This window comes from Neobacillus novalis NBRC 102450 (assembly GCF_001591805.1).
Lineage (GTDB): Bacteria > Bacillota > Bacilli > Bacillales > Cytobacillaceae > Neobacillus > Neobacillus novalis.
This window is the reverse complement of the sequence record NZ_BCVP01000051.1, coordinates 1-16165: the sequence shown is the minus strand read 5'-3', so window position 1 is coordinate 16165 and position 16165 is coordinate 1. Positions and strand designations below refer to the sequence as shown.

Genomic DNA, 16165 nt, shown 5'->3' with positions numbered 1-16165 from the left:
AACGAAAAGCATCACTGGCCGCTAAAGCTAGACACAAAAAACAATCGGAGACACGGCTTTAGATGCCGTGTCCGTTTATATTTTATAAAAGGAGGGTATCAAATTGATAAAACGTTCGATGAAGCAGTTGGCAGAAATGGTTTCCGCCACAAATGATATCAGCCCGTTTGCTGAAGTAATGATTGATGGAGTTACAATTGATTCCCGCAAAATAGCAGCAGGTAACTTGTTTATTCCTTTTAAAGGGGAGAATGCGGACGGTCATAAATATGTCGAAGAAGCCATCGGAAAGGGGGCAGCTGCAGCTCTTTGGCAAAAGAATGTTCCGAACCCGCCGGCCGATTTGCCGATTCTTGTGGTTGATGACTGCTTGATTGCCTTGCAGGAACTAGCACGAAAGTACCGGAAAGAATTACCTGTTAAAGTAGTCGGAATTACGGGAAGCAATGGAAAAACAACGACGAAGGATATGACCGCAGGCCTTTTATCCATCCAGTATAAGGTTCAAAAAACAGAAGGAAATTATAATAACCATATCGGACTGCCGTTAACCGTTTTAGGGTTAAGTGAGGATACAGAAATTGCCGTCTTGGAAATGGGAATGAGCGGCAGAGGTGAAATCGAATTCCTGACAAAGCTTGCCTGCCCTGATGCTGTCGTCATCACGAATATTGGTGAGTCGCATCTGCTCGATCTTGGTTCACGGGAAGGAATTGCGGAAGCGAAGCTTGAAATCTTAGAAGGACTGCAAAATGGTGGACTGGCTGTGCTAAATGGTGATGAGCCGCTGCTAATGAATCGGATTCAACAATATGAAGGCAATGTCCGGGTTCAAACCTTTGGCAGAAATGAAACCAATGATATGTACCCGAGAGAAATCACGCAAATGGAGCAAGGAAACCGCTTCAAAATTAACTGTTCGGACGTTGTCTTTGAGCTGCCTGTCTTAGGGACCCATAATATTTTAAATGCTCTGGCATCCATGGAGATTGCACAATATTTTTCAATTCCATTTGAGAAAATCAATGCTGGCTTGGCGGGCATCAAGCTGACAAATATGCGGATGGAGCTTGTCGAGGGGCGGCGTGGGGAAAAGATAATCAATGATGCCTATAACGCTAGTCCGACTTCAATGATGGCAGCAATCGAATTAGTGGCCAACATTCAGGGGTACGAGCGAAAAATCCTTGTGCTTGGGGACATGCTCGAGCTTGGACCGCAAGAGGAACAATACCATTTGCAAATAGGTGAAGGCTTAGATGCCGATAAAATTGATTATCTGTTCACATTTGGGACATTGGGAAAAGACATAGCCAAAGGAGCAGGCAAGGTTTTGGGAGAACAACGAGTGTTTGCTTATACAAACAAGGATGAACTGATTCAAAAGTTAGAACAGTATGTCGATGAAGCCACATTAGTTTTGGTGAAAGCTTCACGGGGTATGAAATTAGAAGAAATCGTAATGGCACTGCAAAACAAATAAAAAAATCGGGAGTAATTGGCAGGTGGAGAAAGGATGATTGGCTGTTTGTGCATTCATGGATTTACGGGTGCGCCTTATGAAGTGGAGCCGCTTGTCGGCTATTTACAGGAACGGACCGATTGGGTTTTTAGTGTCCCTACACTGCCAGGACATGGGGAACTCAGCTCATTAAAGGGAATTCATTACCAACAATGGATTGATCACGCTGGGGCAGAACTAGGCAAGCTTAGCGAAACATGTGATGAAATGTATGTAATAGGTTTTTCCATGGGCGGCCTTATCGCCAGTTATCTTGCCGCTAATTATCCTGTCAAAAAGCTGATTCTTCTTAGTGCCGCGGCATATTATATTAATCCAAGGCAGCTCGCTGCTGATATTAAAATGGCGATTTTGGATTCCCTGCAAGGAAACTTGCGCGAAAATGAATTATTTCTGCACTATAAAAGAAAAATAACAGAGACCCCCATTGCGGCCACATTGCAATTCCGCAGGCTTGTTACTTTTATTAAGCCGCTGTTAAACCAGGTGAAAGTGCCGACGTTAATTGCACAAGGAGAGTGCGACGGAATTGTGCCGCCCAAAAGTGCTGAATACTTATATCGAACCATAGGTGCAAAACAAAAAAAACTAATGTTTATTAAGCAATCTAAACATCTTATTTGTCACTGTGAGGAGAAAGCTGCCCTGTTTTCTCAAGTGTTAGACTTTTTGATGGAGCGGTAAGATCGGTTCTCCGATTGTTTAGAACTTGTCTTTATTGCAAAATACTAGTAATAGTGGTATGATAGTCATCGACGTGTCTAAAGGACGATTAATTAAGGGCATACTCTTTTAGAGAGTGTCTTTTTTTTGGTAAAATAAAGAAGTACCTATTACCGCATTTGATGCGTAAGTGTATAAATATTCAGCACTTTAGAAAAAATATTTTCAAATAGATGAAGGAGAATGAAAACATTGACAAAGTTTGAAGAACTGGGCCTAAGTCAGGCCACTTTAGATGCTGTCCTCAAGATGGGTTTTGAGGAAGCAACACCAATCCAGGCAGAAACGATCCCATTGGGCTTGAAAAATATTGATTTGATCGGGCAAGCTCAAACAGGAACAGGTAAAACAGCTGCATTTGGGATTCCGTTGGTTGAAAAAGTAGATGTAAAACGGGATGCCATTCAAGGGATTATTATTGCACCAACACGTGAACTTGCGATTCAAGTATCCGAAGAGCTTTATAAAATTGGTTCAGGCAAAAGAGTTCGCGTGCTGCCAATCTACGGTGGTCAAGATATCAGCCGCCAAATTCGTTCATTAAAGAAAGCACCACATATCATTGTTGGTACTCCTGGACGTGTATTGGATCATATCAACAGAAAGACTATGCGCCTGGATACAGTTACTACGGTTATCCTTGATGAAGCGGATGAAATGTTAAACATGGGCTTTATTGAAGACATTGAATCGATTCTTGCTGCGACTCCAGCTGAACGCCAGACGTTGCTCTTCTCAGCAACGATGCCTGGTCCAATTCAGAGAATGGCAGAAAAGTTCATGAAGGACCCGCAAATCGTTCGTGTGAAAACGAAAGAAATGACCGTACCTTCGATTGAACAATATTATCTTGAAGTTCAAGAAAGAAATAAATTCGATGTATTAACAAGACTGCTTGATATTCAATCACCGGAGCTTGCGATTGTATTTGGCCGTACAAAGCGCCGTGTCGATGAATTATCAGAAGCACTAACGTTAAGAGGATATACAGCAGAAGGTATTCATGGCGATTTAAGCCAGGCAAAACGGTTATCTGTCCTTCGTAAATTTAAAGAAGGTTCAATCGATGTTCTTGTCGCAACAGACGTAGCCGCAAGGGGTCTCGATATTTCTGGAGTTACCCATGTGTATAACTTTGATATCCCGCAGGATCCTGAAAGCTATGTTCACCGCATCGGACGTACAGGCCGCGCAGGTAAAAAGGGTGTAGCTTTAACATTTATTACACCACGTGAAAAGTCATACCTTGCTGTCGTGGAAAGAACCACTAGAAGCAAGATGGAAAAGATGAAGGCTCCAACGCTTGATGAAGCATTAGAAGGCCAACAAAAAGCAGTTGTAGAAAAAATCGTCCAAACGATTGAATCAAATAATTTACAATATTATAAAGCAGCGGCTCAAGAATTGCTGGAAGAAAATGATGCTTCAACTGTTATTGCAGCTGTATTAAAAATGTTGACCAAAGAACCGGATACAACTCCGATTAAATTAACAGAAGAACAGCTTCCACAAAAGAGAGATAGAAAACCACAAGACCGCGATCGTCGCAGAAGAGACGATTCGAGAGGGTCATACGGTGGCGGTGATCGTAACAGAAAAAAGGCACCGGTAAAGCCAAGAAGCGGTGAAAAAAGAACCGGCGGCGGTAAACCATCAAAGCCAAGAAGCTATAATCATCAATAATTAGAAAAGCGTAAGCGCCCTGTTCAGCGGGCGCTGGAGCTGGACAATTCTCAAAGAAAAGAGCATGGACACTAGTGTCCATGCTCTTTCTAGTGGGCCTTATTCGCAGACCTTTTCTTGATAAACCGTTTAATGGTATCCATAAGTAAATAAAGGAGGGGTATCCCTTCGATAAAATAGGAATAGGTTGCCCATGATTTTGTATAAAAGTTGGTAAGAGCGGCTGTACCTCCTGACATTTGCAGGGATAACGCGACCATAACGGCTGCCAGTGAAAAAGTCAGCGGGCGGTGATCTTTCAATCGCAAAAATTGAGCAAGTATGTGAACAGAAAGATAAAATAAGAGAGAAATTTTTAAATATACGGTTGTCGACCAAATCGAAATTAAAAAAGGATCCAAGTTTTCAATGAAATCAGCGATCCGAATATAGCGGACCATTTCTAACATCGGGTAGGTAATGTGGCTCGTTAAATTTGGTCCAAATAGTAGTAGCAAAAAGATGAAGTTCACAGTGATTAGGAGTATTCCCAGTACAATTGCCCATGATGTTGTTTTTAGGGTTTTACCTTTTTGCGTCAAATAGGGAAAGATAAACACCAATACCATTACTTCGCCAAAAAAAGGGATGGTCAAATAAGTTCCTGCAAATATTCCATGTCCACTGTGATTCGTAACAAAGGCCATCCAACGATCCCATTTCAATTCCTTTCCAATGAAAATAGTATTGGATACATCAGCAATGAGGATAAGGAAAAATAAGCCTTGTGCTGTACGAAATAAAGTTTGAATCCCAGATCTCGCCGTTATCGCCACCACCATCCCAAGCATGCCGCCGACTGCCCAGTTGGGTGTTTCACCAAGATAGGTTTGCACGATAAAATCTTCATATTCTCTTAGAACAAACGCGCTTGTATGAAGGAAGAAAAGGAAATAGAATCCCATAAAGAGGATATGTATCCAATGAGGGAATATTTCCTTTCCGTAATGAAAGAAAAATTCATTAGGTCTTCGATTCGCAAGCTTGACCACAAAATAGGCATAGATCCCTGCCGCCAATCCGCTTATACAAAGCACTAGTATCGTATCATATTGGGAGATGTAGATTAAGTGGCCGGCAGAAAATCCAACTAAGGTGGAATAAAAATAAAGAATAAAAAAAAGTAACAGTTGATTCTGTGAAATCTGAGCAGTTTTCAAGTTATTCCACCTTACCTATTATTTTCTGTTGGATGGGGTTAAATAGGAATTGAATCAATGCATTGGGACTTGGCATCTGTTTAAAAACAACGGTCGCAATACAGTAAGAAAAGGACATCCCCATAATGCAAAAGACAATCCAGAACGTTCTCCTTTTGCGATTTTTCTTCTTCAGATATGCCCATTCGTAACCAAATGTAAATATAAAGAAGAGCATAATAAGCATAATCATGAATTTATTTCCTTTATCCAAATTGGATTATTTTCAGCACCTGGCCGTTTGATGTTTAAATCTACATGAATATTTAACTTCACTTTATCCTGATAAACTGTCGGCCAATCTTCTTTAACGTCCTTCCATATTTTAGGTTTATACCAGGATAAGTATGCGCCGAATTGGAAAACATCTGCTTTCATTTCTTTAGAGGCTTTAAAGGCTTCGCCAATTCTGTCCTTCATTTCCTTTTCGGCAATTTTCTCGAGTTGAAAAATGTTTTTCTCATTTGTTAAATCAATATTGGAATAAGACTCTGAAATATCATCCTCTGCGGTGACATAAACATCAAATGTGAACGGCTCCTTTTTGGACGGGCGAATCTTTGTCTTAGCCCTCAAGATTAATAGACTAATGACCTTTTTATCTGTTGGTGATGTGATGGAAACGGAGGCATTTTTTATCGAATTTCGCAGCCATAAAGCGCCGCGCCCTTCCTTTTGGCCAATCTTACCGACCATTTTATAATTATGAAACAAAGCCATTCCATCTGTGCCCACCCACATAGCCACTTTTCCTTGTTCGCTGACCATTTTTTCTTTCCCTTTTGTTAAGTAGCCAACAATCATATCGCCATTTTCTGTCTCGAGAAAGTCCTTTGGTGTCGTATATAAAGTGACCTTTTCTTGGGTGAATTCGCGGACAATCTCACTCGGGAAACGTTCGAATGCTGGTACGAGATTTTCAATATCCTTTGCTTTTCCCGGTGCAACCAATACGGCGTTATTAATGTTTAATTTCGGGTCGCGGGCAATAAATTCTAAGATATGGCCAATTCCTTCTTTTGCCATTTCTTCACTTACGACAATAATTCTTGTATGCCCCCAACTAATTCTTCGCGGTAAATCTATTTGCATTTTATGATAGGCTTCCGTAATTGTTTTTCCTTTTCTTGATACTTGTGCATATGGATTTCCTGGTGATGCAGAACCGCCTACCGTGCCTGGAACTAGTCGATTTGGGAGCGGAAACGCTAGCGTTAATTCCATTTGACCATTAGCTGCTTTGTCCACATACATGGCTGTAACAAAAGCACAATCATTGATCTCAACCCTCGACCAGCAGCCAGTTAATAATAAGGTACTCATCACCATCGACCACTTTAGCGCTCTCATTAATCCTCATCATCCTCAGGTAGTGATTTCTTGATTGTTAATCGATTGGAATTTGAGCTCCCAACAAACGAAGGCCGGCGTTTCATTAACCACCAAGGCGCACGAATAAATACATCCTTTAAATCTGTCGGACGCAATGGCGCTGTTGGAGACAGATAGGGTATGCCAAAAGAGTCGATGCTTACAACATGAATATAGATAAGTATGCAGCCGATCATCAAACCAAATATACCGAATGACCCAGCCAATATCATGATAGGGAAGCGGAGCAATCTGATGGTAAACGCAAAATCGTATGCTGGAATAATGAATGATGCAATTCCTGTAATCGAAACGATGATTACCATTGGAGCGGACACAATTCCTGCCTGTACGGCTGCCTGACCAATCACCAATGCACCAAGAATGCCAATTGCCTGTCCAACTACTTTTGGTGTACGGATTCCTGCTTCTCGTAATCCTTCAAATGCTATTTCCATAATAAATGCTTCTACTAAACCGGGAAAGGGGACGTTGTCTCGTGATGCTGCCACATTAATTAATAAAGTGGTAGGAATCATTTCTGGGTGAAAGGTGGTTATCGCAATATAAAACGACGGGAATAGCAGCGAAAGGACTAAATAGGCGTAGCGAAGTAACCGAATAAAACTAGTAAGGAAAAAGCGTTGATAATAATCTTCAGCCGATTGTAGAAACATATACATTGTCACGGGTACTAGAAGGGGAATCGGTGTCCCGTCCACAAAAATAACGACTCTTCCTTCTAACAAGGCGGCAGCGGCAACATCGGGGCGCTCCGTCTTTTGGGCTTGTGGAAAGGGTGATAATGGGAAATGATCGAAACACTCCTCTAAATAGCTGCTCCCTAAGACGCCGTCAATCTCAATCTGGTTAATCAGTTGTTTGATATCAGTGATTAAACCTTCCTTACATAGTCCTTCGATATAGCCAATCATCACCTTAGTCTTTGTATATTTTCCAATGACTAGCTGTTCCATTTTTAAGTCAGCAGATTTAATTTTTCGGCGAATCATCGTGATATTTGTATGGATATCCTCCACAAAGGCTTCTCTTGGACCTCTGATAACGTTCTCATTGGACGTTTCGCTAACTGCTCTCTTTTCAAAGCTAGTAAGCGGAATCACGAGCATGCGGCTGTCACCTTCGAAAAAAATAATGATTTTTCCATCAAGGACAGAATCGGCTGCTTCCTGAATATCGGTAACAATGCTAGTACACATCGTACTTATCGATTGCAGATCTAGAATCTTATGTAATAATTCCTTTTGAGATGAAGCGAAACCCGGTGAAACAATATACTTTAGTATCTGATCGTCGAAAGTCTGTTGATCAACCATCCCCTGCAAAAAGACGATTCCGCAGCGGGTTTGATTGGCTGTTAATTCGTGAAAGGTGATATCATCGCTGTTCTGAAAGGTGGCTTTAAACCACTTTCTCCGAATGTCATAATCCTCACCAAAGAACATTTGCTTATTGGTACTATTTTGGGTTTTGTGTTTATTTTTCGAGAAAATTGGCATTAAATTCACCCCGCAACGAACTTTTTGTTAGAATGCCCATTTTCTTTTTAAAATACTTTTTGGGATAAATATTATTAGATGTATACTAAAAATAATGGAAGTTAGGGGGAAAAGGCATGGATTCTGAGCCCAAAAAAGAAGAACCCTCCCCCTAAGGAAGCGTTCATGAGGACAATATTGAGGTGAAAGGCTCTGTTATTTTTGCGCTAAAAATCCGACGATGGCTATGATGATGATCACGGCCCAAATCAGCACTTTCAATGGTGATTGCGCGGCAGCACTTTTCCTTTTGCTGCTGGCCCAGTTTGTCGTGCCTTTAATCGATTCAGTAAAGTCCTTTTTATTAAAATAAGGAACTGCCCCAAGTAAAAAGCCGCCAAGTAAGCCGAATAGATGAGCGGTAATATTTATATTTGGCTGTAGGAAGGTCATAATCAAACTGATGACACAAAGAGTGAGGATAATTTGTGAGTTTTGCTTCGATAGCCATTGTTTTCGAAACATGATAATCGCAATATAATAGCCGAATAGTCCAAATATAGCACCGCTAGAACCGACGTGGATATAGGTCAGCGGTTCGAGCAACAGTGTAGCAACATTGGCGATAAAGCCGGATAGAAGGTAAACGAATAAAAACCTGCCGCGGCCAAGGATGCGCTCAAGTGCCGGACCGAATAGAACGAGCGAAAAACTATTAAACAGCACGTGAGTAAAGCCACTATGCATAAAGGTTGGTGTTAACAGTCGCCAATATTCCCCCTCCATAATATAAAGGTTTACCCCTGAAAAGGTTTCGAAGAACCAATAGTTTGGGAAGAAGGGTAAAATAGTTAGTAAGTATAAGACTAAATGAATGGCGATTATAATAGAAACAACTGGATAAAAGCGAATAAACTCGCGAAAGCTTTCGGTTCTGGTAAACATAATAAACCTCCTCTTACTAACCATAATAGCCTTTATTGCCGTCTTGTACACTATTATGCGGTTAGGAAAATAAATAGAAGGAAGATGAACTTTTGATAAAAGGTATCGGAATTGATATTATTGAACTTTCAAGGATTCAGGAAATCATAAGCACACAAATGAAATTTGTTGACCGTATCTTAACTCCAAGGGAAAAGGCTAGGTTTGAAGGGTTATCCGCCCGCAGGCAGGTTGAGTTTTTGGCAGGGAGATTTGCTGCAAAGGAGGCCTTTTCCAAGGCAGCTGGTACCGGAATTGGAAAGGAACTGTCCTTTTTAGATATCGAAATTGAAACAGACAGCTCCGGGAAGCCGTTTATTGCAAAGCCTGACGTTCAAGCCCATTTGTCCATCTCCCACAGCAGAGACTATGCAGTCGCCCAGGTTATTATTGAGGAGTAAAAATAAATATAAATTGCGCAGAAAGCTTTTTCGCATATTCCCCTAGGTTGTCTCATATATTCATAGGGAAATAGGAGAGACAAGGTCAGCTTTGGTCCTTCCCTGCCTTTCTCTTCTTTTAATCATATGAAATGAGACAAGAAGGGGTTGAAGGAATGAGGAAAAAGATTTTGCTGCTCATTACAGGGCTGATGGTCGTATTTATACTAGCTGCCTGTGGCTCTAAATCACAAGGTGATGTGGTGAAGGAGTTAAAGAGTAAACAGGAGGACTTAACAAGCTACAAGGTGAATGCAAAAATGACGTTGAAAATGGGTACTGATTCACAGAGTTATAACGTAGAAATTTGGCATAAAGATCCTACCTTTTATCGCGTCAATTTGAAAAATGCCGAAAAAGATCAAAGTCAAATGATTTTACGAAATAATCAAGGTGTATTCGTCCTAACACCGGCACTGAATAAGAGCTTCCGTTTCCAAAGCGATTGGCCGCAAAACAGCAGTCAGGCCTATCTGTATGAATCATTGATAAAAGATATTGTGATGGATAAAGATGCTAAATTCTCAATGACAAAAGATTATTATATATTTGAAACAAAAACCCGTTATCAAAATAATAGTATGCTGCCATTCCAAGAAATTAAATTAAATAAAAATGATTTATCACCTGCTGTTGTAAAAGTAATGGACCCTGACCGGAATGCTCTCGTGACTGTTGAATTCTCCAAGGTTGAGTTTAAGGCAAGCTTTAAAAAGGACGATTTCGATATGAAGAAGAACATGACACGTGCGCAAGTTGGGCTGCCTGCCATGGCGGACGGTAAAGATAATACTTTTACTGTTAAGTATCCAACTGTTGAGCTTAAAAATACTAAATTAATTGGAGAAAAGGAAGTAAAGATAGAAGATGGGAAGCGGGTTATCCTCACTTATGATGGTAAAAAGTCGTTTACACTTATCCAGGAAAAAGTAACGGCGAAAACGGTATTAGCCACTCCGACCTATGTGGAAGGGGATATTGTTGACTTGGGAGTTACGATTGGGGCCGTTTCTGACCACTCTATTTCATGGTCCGATGACGGGGTTGATTACATGATTGCATCGACTAACCTAACCAAGGAAGAATTAATTGAGGTCGCAGAATCTGTTCAAGGTGATTCAGTAAAATAAAATACCTTCATCCAGCAGGCTCTTTAAGGGGCCTGTTTTTTTTGGCTAATAGGAAGGTGTAAATTTTTCCAAAATTCACAGTTTCCTATGTCGCATAAGTGCAACTACGCCTCTGTCTTCACCTTAAGGCTCGCCAATCGGCGAGTTTTCTTTATCCCAAAGGTTCTAGTTTTTACCTCGACCAACAAAAAGCAGTTTTTTTCTTAATATGATAAAATGAAGAATGTTTTAATTTTAGTAAGTAGGAAGTGGAAGTATGGAAGAGTTAGGATATTTCTATCGGGATACTTGGGCGGAGGTCGATTTGGATTGTATCGCTGATAATGTCATCTCAGTAAGAAAACACCTGCCTAAACAAGTAAATATTATCGCAGTGGTTAAAGCGAATGCTTATGGGCACGGTGATGCCCAAGTAGCAAAAGTGGCTTTAGAAGCGGGGGCAAATTATTTAGCAGTTGCTTTTATGGATGAGGCCATTGCACTAAGGAACAAAGGAATCAATGCGCCCATTCTTGTCTTAGGTGCTACACGTCCTGAAGATGCGCCTGTGGCAGCTAAATTTGCGCTAACCCTTACTGTTTTTCAGAAAGAATGGCTGGAAGAGGCATTAAATCATATAAAAATGGACGAAAGAATTTCTTTGCATATCAAAGTAGATACAGGGATGGGGCGAATTGGAGTTCGGACCCCCAGTGAGTTAAGTGCAATTGAGCAAATCATTGGTAAAGATGAGCGATTCCATCTAGAAGGGATTTATACTCATTTTGCTACGGCTGATGAACTGGATGTGACCTATTTTCAGCAGCAATTATCGTTATTCGAAAAGATGATAAGCGGATTAGCCGAGCGTCCTCGGCTTGTCCACTCCAGCAACAGTGCGGCCGCTATCCGTTTTCCTGGAGCCTATTTTAACGCGGTTCGAATTGGAATTGCGATGTATGGGTTGACGCCCTCCATTGAAATGGAAAAAGAAATCCCCTTTCCATTAAAAGAAGCCTTTTCATTACGATCTCGGCTTGTTCATGTGAAAAAGCTTGAAAAGGGAGAAAAGGTCAGCTACGGCGCAACCTATGAAAGCAATGCGGAAGAGTGGATTGGCACGATCCCGATTGGCTACGCAGATGGGTGGATCCGCAAGCTTAATGGCCAAGAAGTGCTTGTGGACGGCAAGCGTTCTCCTATTGTCGGCAGAATCTGCATGGATCAATGTATGATTCGTCTCCCATATTATGTTCCTGTTGGCACTACCGTAACGTTAATTGGCGCTCAAAAGGATCAATTCCTATCGGTTAATGAAATTGCTGCTAAACTAGAAACCATCAATTATGAAGTGCCTTGTATCATTGCAAATCGCATCCCGCGCCTTTACAAACGGGGAGGACAAATTGTCGATTTAAAAAATGCACTGCTTAACAATTAATAGTCGTAAATAAGAAATTTCCAACATATTTATGATATTGCGGTAATTTGTGCATAAAAGCACCTTTTATTGGCTTATAATACAGTAGATTATATTTAGTCTATGCAGTAGGCGTGATAAGTGTTATTATAAAATATGGTACAGCTAAAACTCGTCGAATGGCGTATCTCTTAGGAGTGCTACATGAGGCGTTGTATTTACGCGTTTAGGATTTAGTCTTGTTAGATAAAAATTGGTGTGTAGTGATGGTGGAGGTGTATGTTTGTGGCTGAATCAGGCGCAACTACGGAAATCTTAGTAAAGTTACCGCAACATCTTTTAACTGAGTTAGATGGTTTTGTAAAGCAAGAAAATGTAAACCGCAGTGAGTTTATCTACCAAGCAACAAAAATGTATTTACGCGAACGAAAAAAGAGACAAATTCGCGAGTCGATGAGACGTGGTTACATGGAAATGGCGAAGATCAATCTTAGAATTGCATCAGAAGCATTCCTAGCAGAATATGAGGCAGAACACACAGTTGAACGTCTTGTAAGCGGAGGATAAACCTTTGATTGTCAAGCGTGGTGACGTTTATTTCGCGGACCTATCCCCAGTTGTTGGTTCTGAACAAGGCGGCGTCCGACCTGTACTTGTCATCCAAAACGACATCGGGAATCGGTTTAGTCCCACAGTAATTGTTGCAGCGATTACAGCTCAAATTCAAAAAGCGAAGCTTCCAACTCATGTAGAAATTGATGCGAAGCGCTACGGATTTGAGCGAGATTCGGTCATTCTGTTAGAGCAAATTCGTACAATTGATAAGCAGCGGTTAACCGATAAAATCACCCATCTCGATGACGAAATGATGGAGAAAGTGGATGAAGCCTTGCAGGTAAGCTTAGGACTCATCGAATTTTAGTTTAACACACGCTCTTTTTTAGAAAGAGCGTGTTTTCGTACATATCCTGACCTCATACTCTAATTCTGCCTGTGGCAAGCTAAGATGCTTGCCTTTTTCTTTTGCGTGGAAAAGGGCGGAGCCCCCATTAATGAAACGCCCCTGTTGTTCTGTTACAATAAGGTAAAAAGAATGGAGGACTGTTTTGTGAATGATACAGTTGCAAAGGATGAACAGCTTTTAGGTAAAATAGCCTCGGAGCAAGCAATCTCTTATAAACAAGTGAAAAGTGTTATTTCGTTATTAGATGAAGGCAATACGGTTCCCTTTATAGCACGTTACCGAAAAGAAATGACGGGTGCCCTTGATGAAGTGCAAATCCGAAACATACTGGAACGTTGGCAATACATACAAAACCTTGAGCAAAGAAAAGAAGAAGTTCTTCGGATCATTTCGGAACAGGGTAAATTAACAGATGAACTTAGCCGAGCCGTCACGAAGTCAGAAAAGCTTCAAGAGGTGGAAGATTTATACCGTCCTTATAAACAAAAAAGACGGACAAAGGCAACCGTTGCCAAGGAAAAAGGCCTCGAACCTTTTGCCGAGTGGTTGTTGACTTTTTCTAAGGACGGTATCACTGAAAAAGCAAAGGAATTTTTAACGGAAGAAGTTGTTACCGTTGATGAAGTTATTGCAGGTGCCAAAGACATCATCGCTGAATGGGTTTCCGATGATGCAGAGAGCCGCAAATGGATTCGAAAAGAAACGTTTAAATCTGGTGCTGTCATATCGGTGGTAAAAGATGCAGAAAAAGACGAGAAAAACGTGTATGAAATGTACTACGAGTACGATGAACCTGTTAACAAAATCGTTCCTCATCGAATTCTTGCCTTAAATCGCGGTGAAAAGGAAGATATTCTAAGAGTATCGATAAAAATGAACGCAGATTTAATAATGACCTATCTTTCAAGGAAATGGATCCGGATTCAGCACTCTTCTTCGGCGCCAATTGTGTTGGAGGCAATTGAAGACAGTTACAAACGATTAATCCAGCCATCGATTGAACGGGAGATTCGCAGTGAGTTAACCGAAAAAGGTGAAGAGCAAGCAATTCACATATTCTCCGAAAACCTAAGGAATTTACTGCTGCAGCCGCCGTTAAAAGGAAAAGTGGTCATCGGCGTCGACCCAGCCTATCGGACTGGCTGTAAATTAGCTGTCGTTGACGAAACGGGTAAGGTGTTGAAAATAGATGTCATCTATCCGCATCCGCCAGTTTCGAAAACAAAAGAAGCGCGCGAAAAGTTTATTGAAATCTTGCTTGAATACAAGGTAGAAATGGCTGCGATTGGCAACGGCACGGCATCAAGGGAAACTGAACAGTTTGTGGCTGATATTTTAAAAGAAATGCAGGAAGAAATCTTCTATTTGATTGTTAATGAAGCAGGTGCCAGCGTTTACTCCGCCTCTGACATTGCCAGAGAAGAGTTTCCGAACTTCCAAGTCGAAGAAAGAAGTGCTGTTTCGATTGCGAGACGCTTACAGGACCCATTAGCTGAATTGGTGAAAATAGATCCGAAATCAGTAGGTGTCGGTCAATATCAGCACGATGTCTCTCAAAAGCGACTTTCGGGTTCCTTGCATTTTGTTGTTGAAACAGCAGTTAACCGTGTCGGTGTGAATGTGAATACTGCCTCTTCCTCGCTTTTACAATATGTTGCCGGGCTGAACAAAACGGCTGCCAACAATATTGTTAAAAAACGAGAAGAAGAAGGGAAATTCACGAGCAGGGTTCAATTAAAGAAAGTGCCGCGCCTTGGTGCGAAAACCTATGAACAGGCCATTGGCTTCTTGCGAGTACTAGACGGAAAGCAGCCGCTTGACCGGACAGGAATCCATCCTGAGAATTACGATGAAGTGAAGAAGCTATTAGCCAGCCTCGGTTTTACAACGGATGATTTGGGTTCGGAAGAGTTGAAAAGGGCACTAAGCGGCCTTGATTTAAAAACTGTCTCCGAAGAACTCGCCATTGGTGAATTAACCTTAAAAGATATTATTGATGCCTTAGTACGACCGGAACGTGATCCGCGTGATGATTTACCTAGACCGCTTTTGAAAAAGGACGTCTTAAAATTAGAAGATCTGAAAGCGGGAATGGAGCTGCAAGGGACCGTTCGAAATGTCGTTGACTTTGGTGCATTTGTTGATATTGGTGTGAAGCAGGACGGACTAGTTCATATCTCTAAGCTTAGCAATCGATTTGTCAAACATCCACTGGATATTGTCTCCGTTGGAGATGTAGTAACAGTTTGGGTTGACTCGGTGGATATGAAAAAAGGACGCGTGGCATTAACGATGTTATCTCCATCAAATTAATGAGAAAACACTGCTTCTAGGAGCAGTGTTTTTTTCTGTAAAAAAACCAGCACTGGTTTAACAGCTTAATCTGGTAGCGATCCTTCTCATAGAAAGCTCTTTTCATTTGGTTTTGCAACCAAGTTGGCATAGAAAAACCTCCCGAAAAGTTTCATCGTAAATAAAGTATATATAATGATATGCTATAATGGGTTGTCACGTTCGCTTGGAAAGTGAGGGAAGTATAAAATGGAACAGGCAGAACTTCAATTACTGGTCGAAAAAATATCGATTGAGTCATTTGGTAAACAATTTAACCATCAGGCATCATTCAATCCGAGATTAAGATCAACAGGCGGAAGATACCTACTGGGCTCACATAATATAGAAATTAATAAAAAATATTTAGATGAACTGGGCGAAAAGGAATTAATCGGCATCATCAAACACGAGCTATGCCATTACCACCTTCATCTTGAAGGGAAAGGTTATCAACATAAGGATCAGGAATTTAAAAAGTTATTAAAAAAAACAGGGGCCCCTAGATTTTGCACGCAGCTTCCTGGCCGAGAGGTAAAGCGTGCAGTAAAGAAAATCCTTATATATCAATGTACAAAATGCCAACTTATATATAGAAGGAAAAGAAGTATTGATACTAACAGATACGTTTGCGGAAAATGCAAAGGTAAATTAAAGAAAATCAAAGAAGTAACATTGGAATAACGTAAGATATTGGCAGAAATCTTATCGAAAAATCATATTGACTTTAGCTTGTTTCGTCATTATAATGGTAAGAGTCGATAGGGCGAATGCCTTATTGAAGCATTAAAAATTATTCATTATTCCGCAGTAGCTCAGTGGTAGAGCTATCGGCTGTTAACCGATCGGTCGTAGGTTCGAGTCCTACCTGCGGAGCCATT

The 16165-nt window shown here is 41.0% G+C and carries 15 protein-coding genes and 1 tRNA gene; 11 read left to right on the top strand and 5 right to left on the bottom strand.

Going from position 1 to position 16165, the window contains the following annotated elements; genetic code table 11:
• Positions 1 to 103: 103 nt before the first annotated feature.
• The 3 genes from BANVL01_RS24440 (at position 104) to cshA (ending at position 3928) form a co-directional block, all read left to right on the top strand.
• Positions 104 to 1483: a UDP-N-acetylmuramoyl-tripeptide--D-alanyl-D-alanine ligase gene (locus tag BANVL01_RS24440; RefSeq protein ID WP_066095241.1), complete on the top strand. Its 1380-nt coding sequence runs from the start codon at positions 104 to 106 to the stop codon at positions 1481 to 1483.
• A 33-nt stretch (positions 1484 to 1516) separates the two neighbouring features.
• Entirely contained in the window at positions 1517 to 2206 is a 690-nt protein-coding gene (locus BANVL01_RS24435) for an alpha/beta hydrolase (RefSeq protein ID WP_066095244.1), read from the top strand.
• 231 nt (positions 2207 to 2437) lie between these two features.
• Positions 2438 to 3928 (top strand): degradosome RNA helicase CshA, encoded by a 1491-nt coding sequence (gene cshA, locus BANVL01_RS24430; protein WP_066095247.1) that lies wholly within the window; start codon positions 2438 to 2440, stop codon positions 3926 to 3928.
• A gap of 89 nt (positions 3929 to 4017) precedes the next feature.
• Here cshA and BANVL01_RS24425 read toward each other — a convergent pair whose 3' ends face one another.
• From BANVL01_RS24425 to BANVL01_RS24405, 4 genes are all read right to left on the bottom strand, one after another.
• Positions 4018 to 5127 (bottom strand): GerAB/ArcD/ProY family transporter, encoded by a 1110-nt coding sequence (locus BANVL01_RS24425; protein ID WP_066095249.1) that lies wholly within the window; start codon positions 5125 to 5127, stop codon positions 4018 to 4020.
• Positions 5128 to 5355: 228 nt separating this feature from the next.
• Positions 5356 to 6516, bottom strand: a complete 1161-nt coding sequence (locus BANVL01_RS24415) for a Ger(x)C family spore germination protein (protein ID WP_066095255.1) — start codon at positions 6514 to 6516, stop codon at positions 5356 to 5358.
• Entirely contained in the window at positions 6516 to 8057 is a 1542-nt protein-coding gene (locus BANVL01_RS24410; protein WP_066095258.1) for a spore germination protein, read from the bottom strand. Before BANVL01_RS24410 ends, BANVL01_RS24415 begins: the two co-directional genes overlap by 1 nt.
• A gap of 195 nt (positions 8058 to 8252) precedes the next feature.
• Positions 8253 to 8981 (bottom strand): rhomboid family intramembrane serine protease, encoded by a 729-nt coding sequence (locus BANVL01_RS24405; RefSeq protein WP_066095261.1) that lies wholly within the window; start codon positions 8979 to 8981, stop codon positions 8253 to 8255.
• 92 nt (positions 8982 to 9073) lie between these two features.
• Here BANVL01_RS24405 and acpS point away from each other — a divergent pair, with 92 nt between their 5' ends.
• The 6 genes from acpS to BANVL01_RS24375 all read left to right on the top strand — a co-directional run bounded on the left by acpS (position 9074) and on the right by BANVL01_RS24375 (position 15266).
• On the top strand, positions 9074 to 9421 hold the full coding sequence (acpS, locus tag BANVL01_RS24400) for a holo-ACP synthase (RefSeq protein ID WP_066095264.1): 348 nt from the start codon (positions 9074 to 9076) through the stop codon (positions 9419 to 9421).
• Between the two features lie 155 nt (positions 9422 to 9576).
• Positions 9577 to 10590, top strand: coding sequence for a LolA family protein (locus tag BANVL01_RS24395; protein WP_066095267.1), 1014 nt, complete (start codon positions 9577 to 9579; stop codon positions 10588 to 10590).
• Between the two features lie 256 nt (positions 10591 to 10846).
• Entirely contained in the window at positions 10847 to 12010 is a 1164-nt protein-coding gene (gene alr / locus BANVL01_RS24390) for an alanine racemase (RefSeq protein ID WP_066095270.1), read from the top strand.
• A 264-nt stretch (positions 12011 to 12274) separates the two neighbouring features.
• Positions 12275 to 12556: a CopG family ribbon-helix-helix protein gene (locus tag BANVL01_RS24385; RefSeq protein ID WP_066097189.1), complete on the top strand. Its 282-nt coding sequence runs from the start codon at positions 12275 to 12277 to the stop codon at positions 12554 to 12556.
• A gap of 4 nt (positions 12557 to 12560) precedes the next feature.
• A complete protein-coding gene (gene ndoA / locus BANVL01_RS24380) occupies positions 12561 to 12911 on the top strand; it encodes a type II toxin-antitoxin system endoribonuclease NdoA (protein ID WP_007083556.1) in 351 nt (116 codons plus the stop codon).
• A gap of 186 nt (positions 12912 to 13097) precedes the next feature.
• A complete protein-coding gene (locus BANVL01_RS24375; RefSeq protein ID WP_156482411.1) occupies positions 13098 to 15266 on the top strand; it encodes a Tex family protein in 2169 nt (722 codons plus the stop codon).
• 16 nt (positions 15267 to 15282) lie between these two features.
• Here BANVL01_RS24375 and cmpA read toward each other — a convergent pair whose 3' ends face one another.
• On the bottom strand, positions 15283 to 15396 hold the full coding sequence (gene cmpA, locus BANVL01_RS27570) for a cortex morphogenetic protein CmpA (protein WP_007083554.1): 114 nt from the start codon (positions 15394 to 15396) through the stop codon (positions 15283 to 15285).
• Positions 15397 to 15494: 98 nt separating this feature from the next.
• Between cmpA and BANVL01_RS24370 the strand changes: the two genes are divergently transcribed.
• Together BANVL01_RS24370 and BANVL01_RS24365 are read left to right on the top strand one after the other, a co-directional pair.
• Positions 15495 to 15968, top strand: a complete 474-nt coding sequence (locus BANVL01_RS24370; RefSeq protein WP_066095273.1) for a SprT family protein — start codon at positions 15495 to 15497, stop codon at positions 15966 to 15968.
• A 120-nt stretch (positions 15969 to 16088) separates the two neighbouring features.
• Positions 16089 to 16163: transfer RNA gene (locus tag BANVL01_RS24365), tRNA-Asn, on the top strand.
• The last annotated feature ends 2 nt before the right edge of the window (positions 16164 to 16165 follow it).

Bases quoted from the DNA above. Each gene is read 5' to 3' on its own strand.
- BANVL01_RS24405 (WP_066095261.1), bottom strand. From the start codon at position 8,981: ATGTTTACCAGAACCGAAAGCTTTCGCGAGTTTATTCGCTTTTATCCA.
- BANVL01_RS24395 (WP_066095267.1), top strand. From the start codon at position 9,577: ATGAGGAAAAAGATTTTGCTGCTCATTACAGGGCTGATGGTCGTATTT.
- alr (WP_066095270.1), top strand. From the start codon at position 10,847: ATGGAAGAGTTAGGATATTTCTATCGGGATACTTGGGCGGAGGTCGAT.
- BANVL01_RS24370 (WP_066095273.1), top strand. From the start codon at position 15,495: ATGGAACAGGCAGAACTTCAATTACTGGTCGAAAAAATATCGATTGAG.
- BANVL01_RS24410 (WP_066095258.1), bottom strand. From the start codon at position 8,057: ATGCCAATTTTCTCGAAAAATAAACACAAAACCCAAAATAGTACCAAT.
- BANVL01_RS24415 (WP_066095255.1), bottom strand. From the start codon at position 6,516: ATGAGAGCGCTAAAGTGGTCGATGGTGATGAGTACCTTATTATTAACT.
- cmpA (WP_007083554.1), bottom strand. From the start codon at position 15,396: ATGCCAACTTGGTTGCAAAACCAAATGAAAAGAGCTTTCTATGAGAAG.
- BANVL01_RS24435 (WP_066095244.1), top strand. From the start codon at position 1,517: ATGATTGGCTGTTTGTGCATTCATGGATTTACGGGTGCGCCTTATGAA.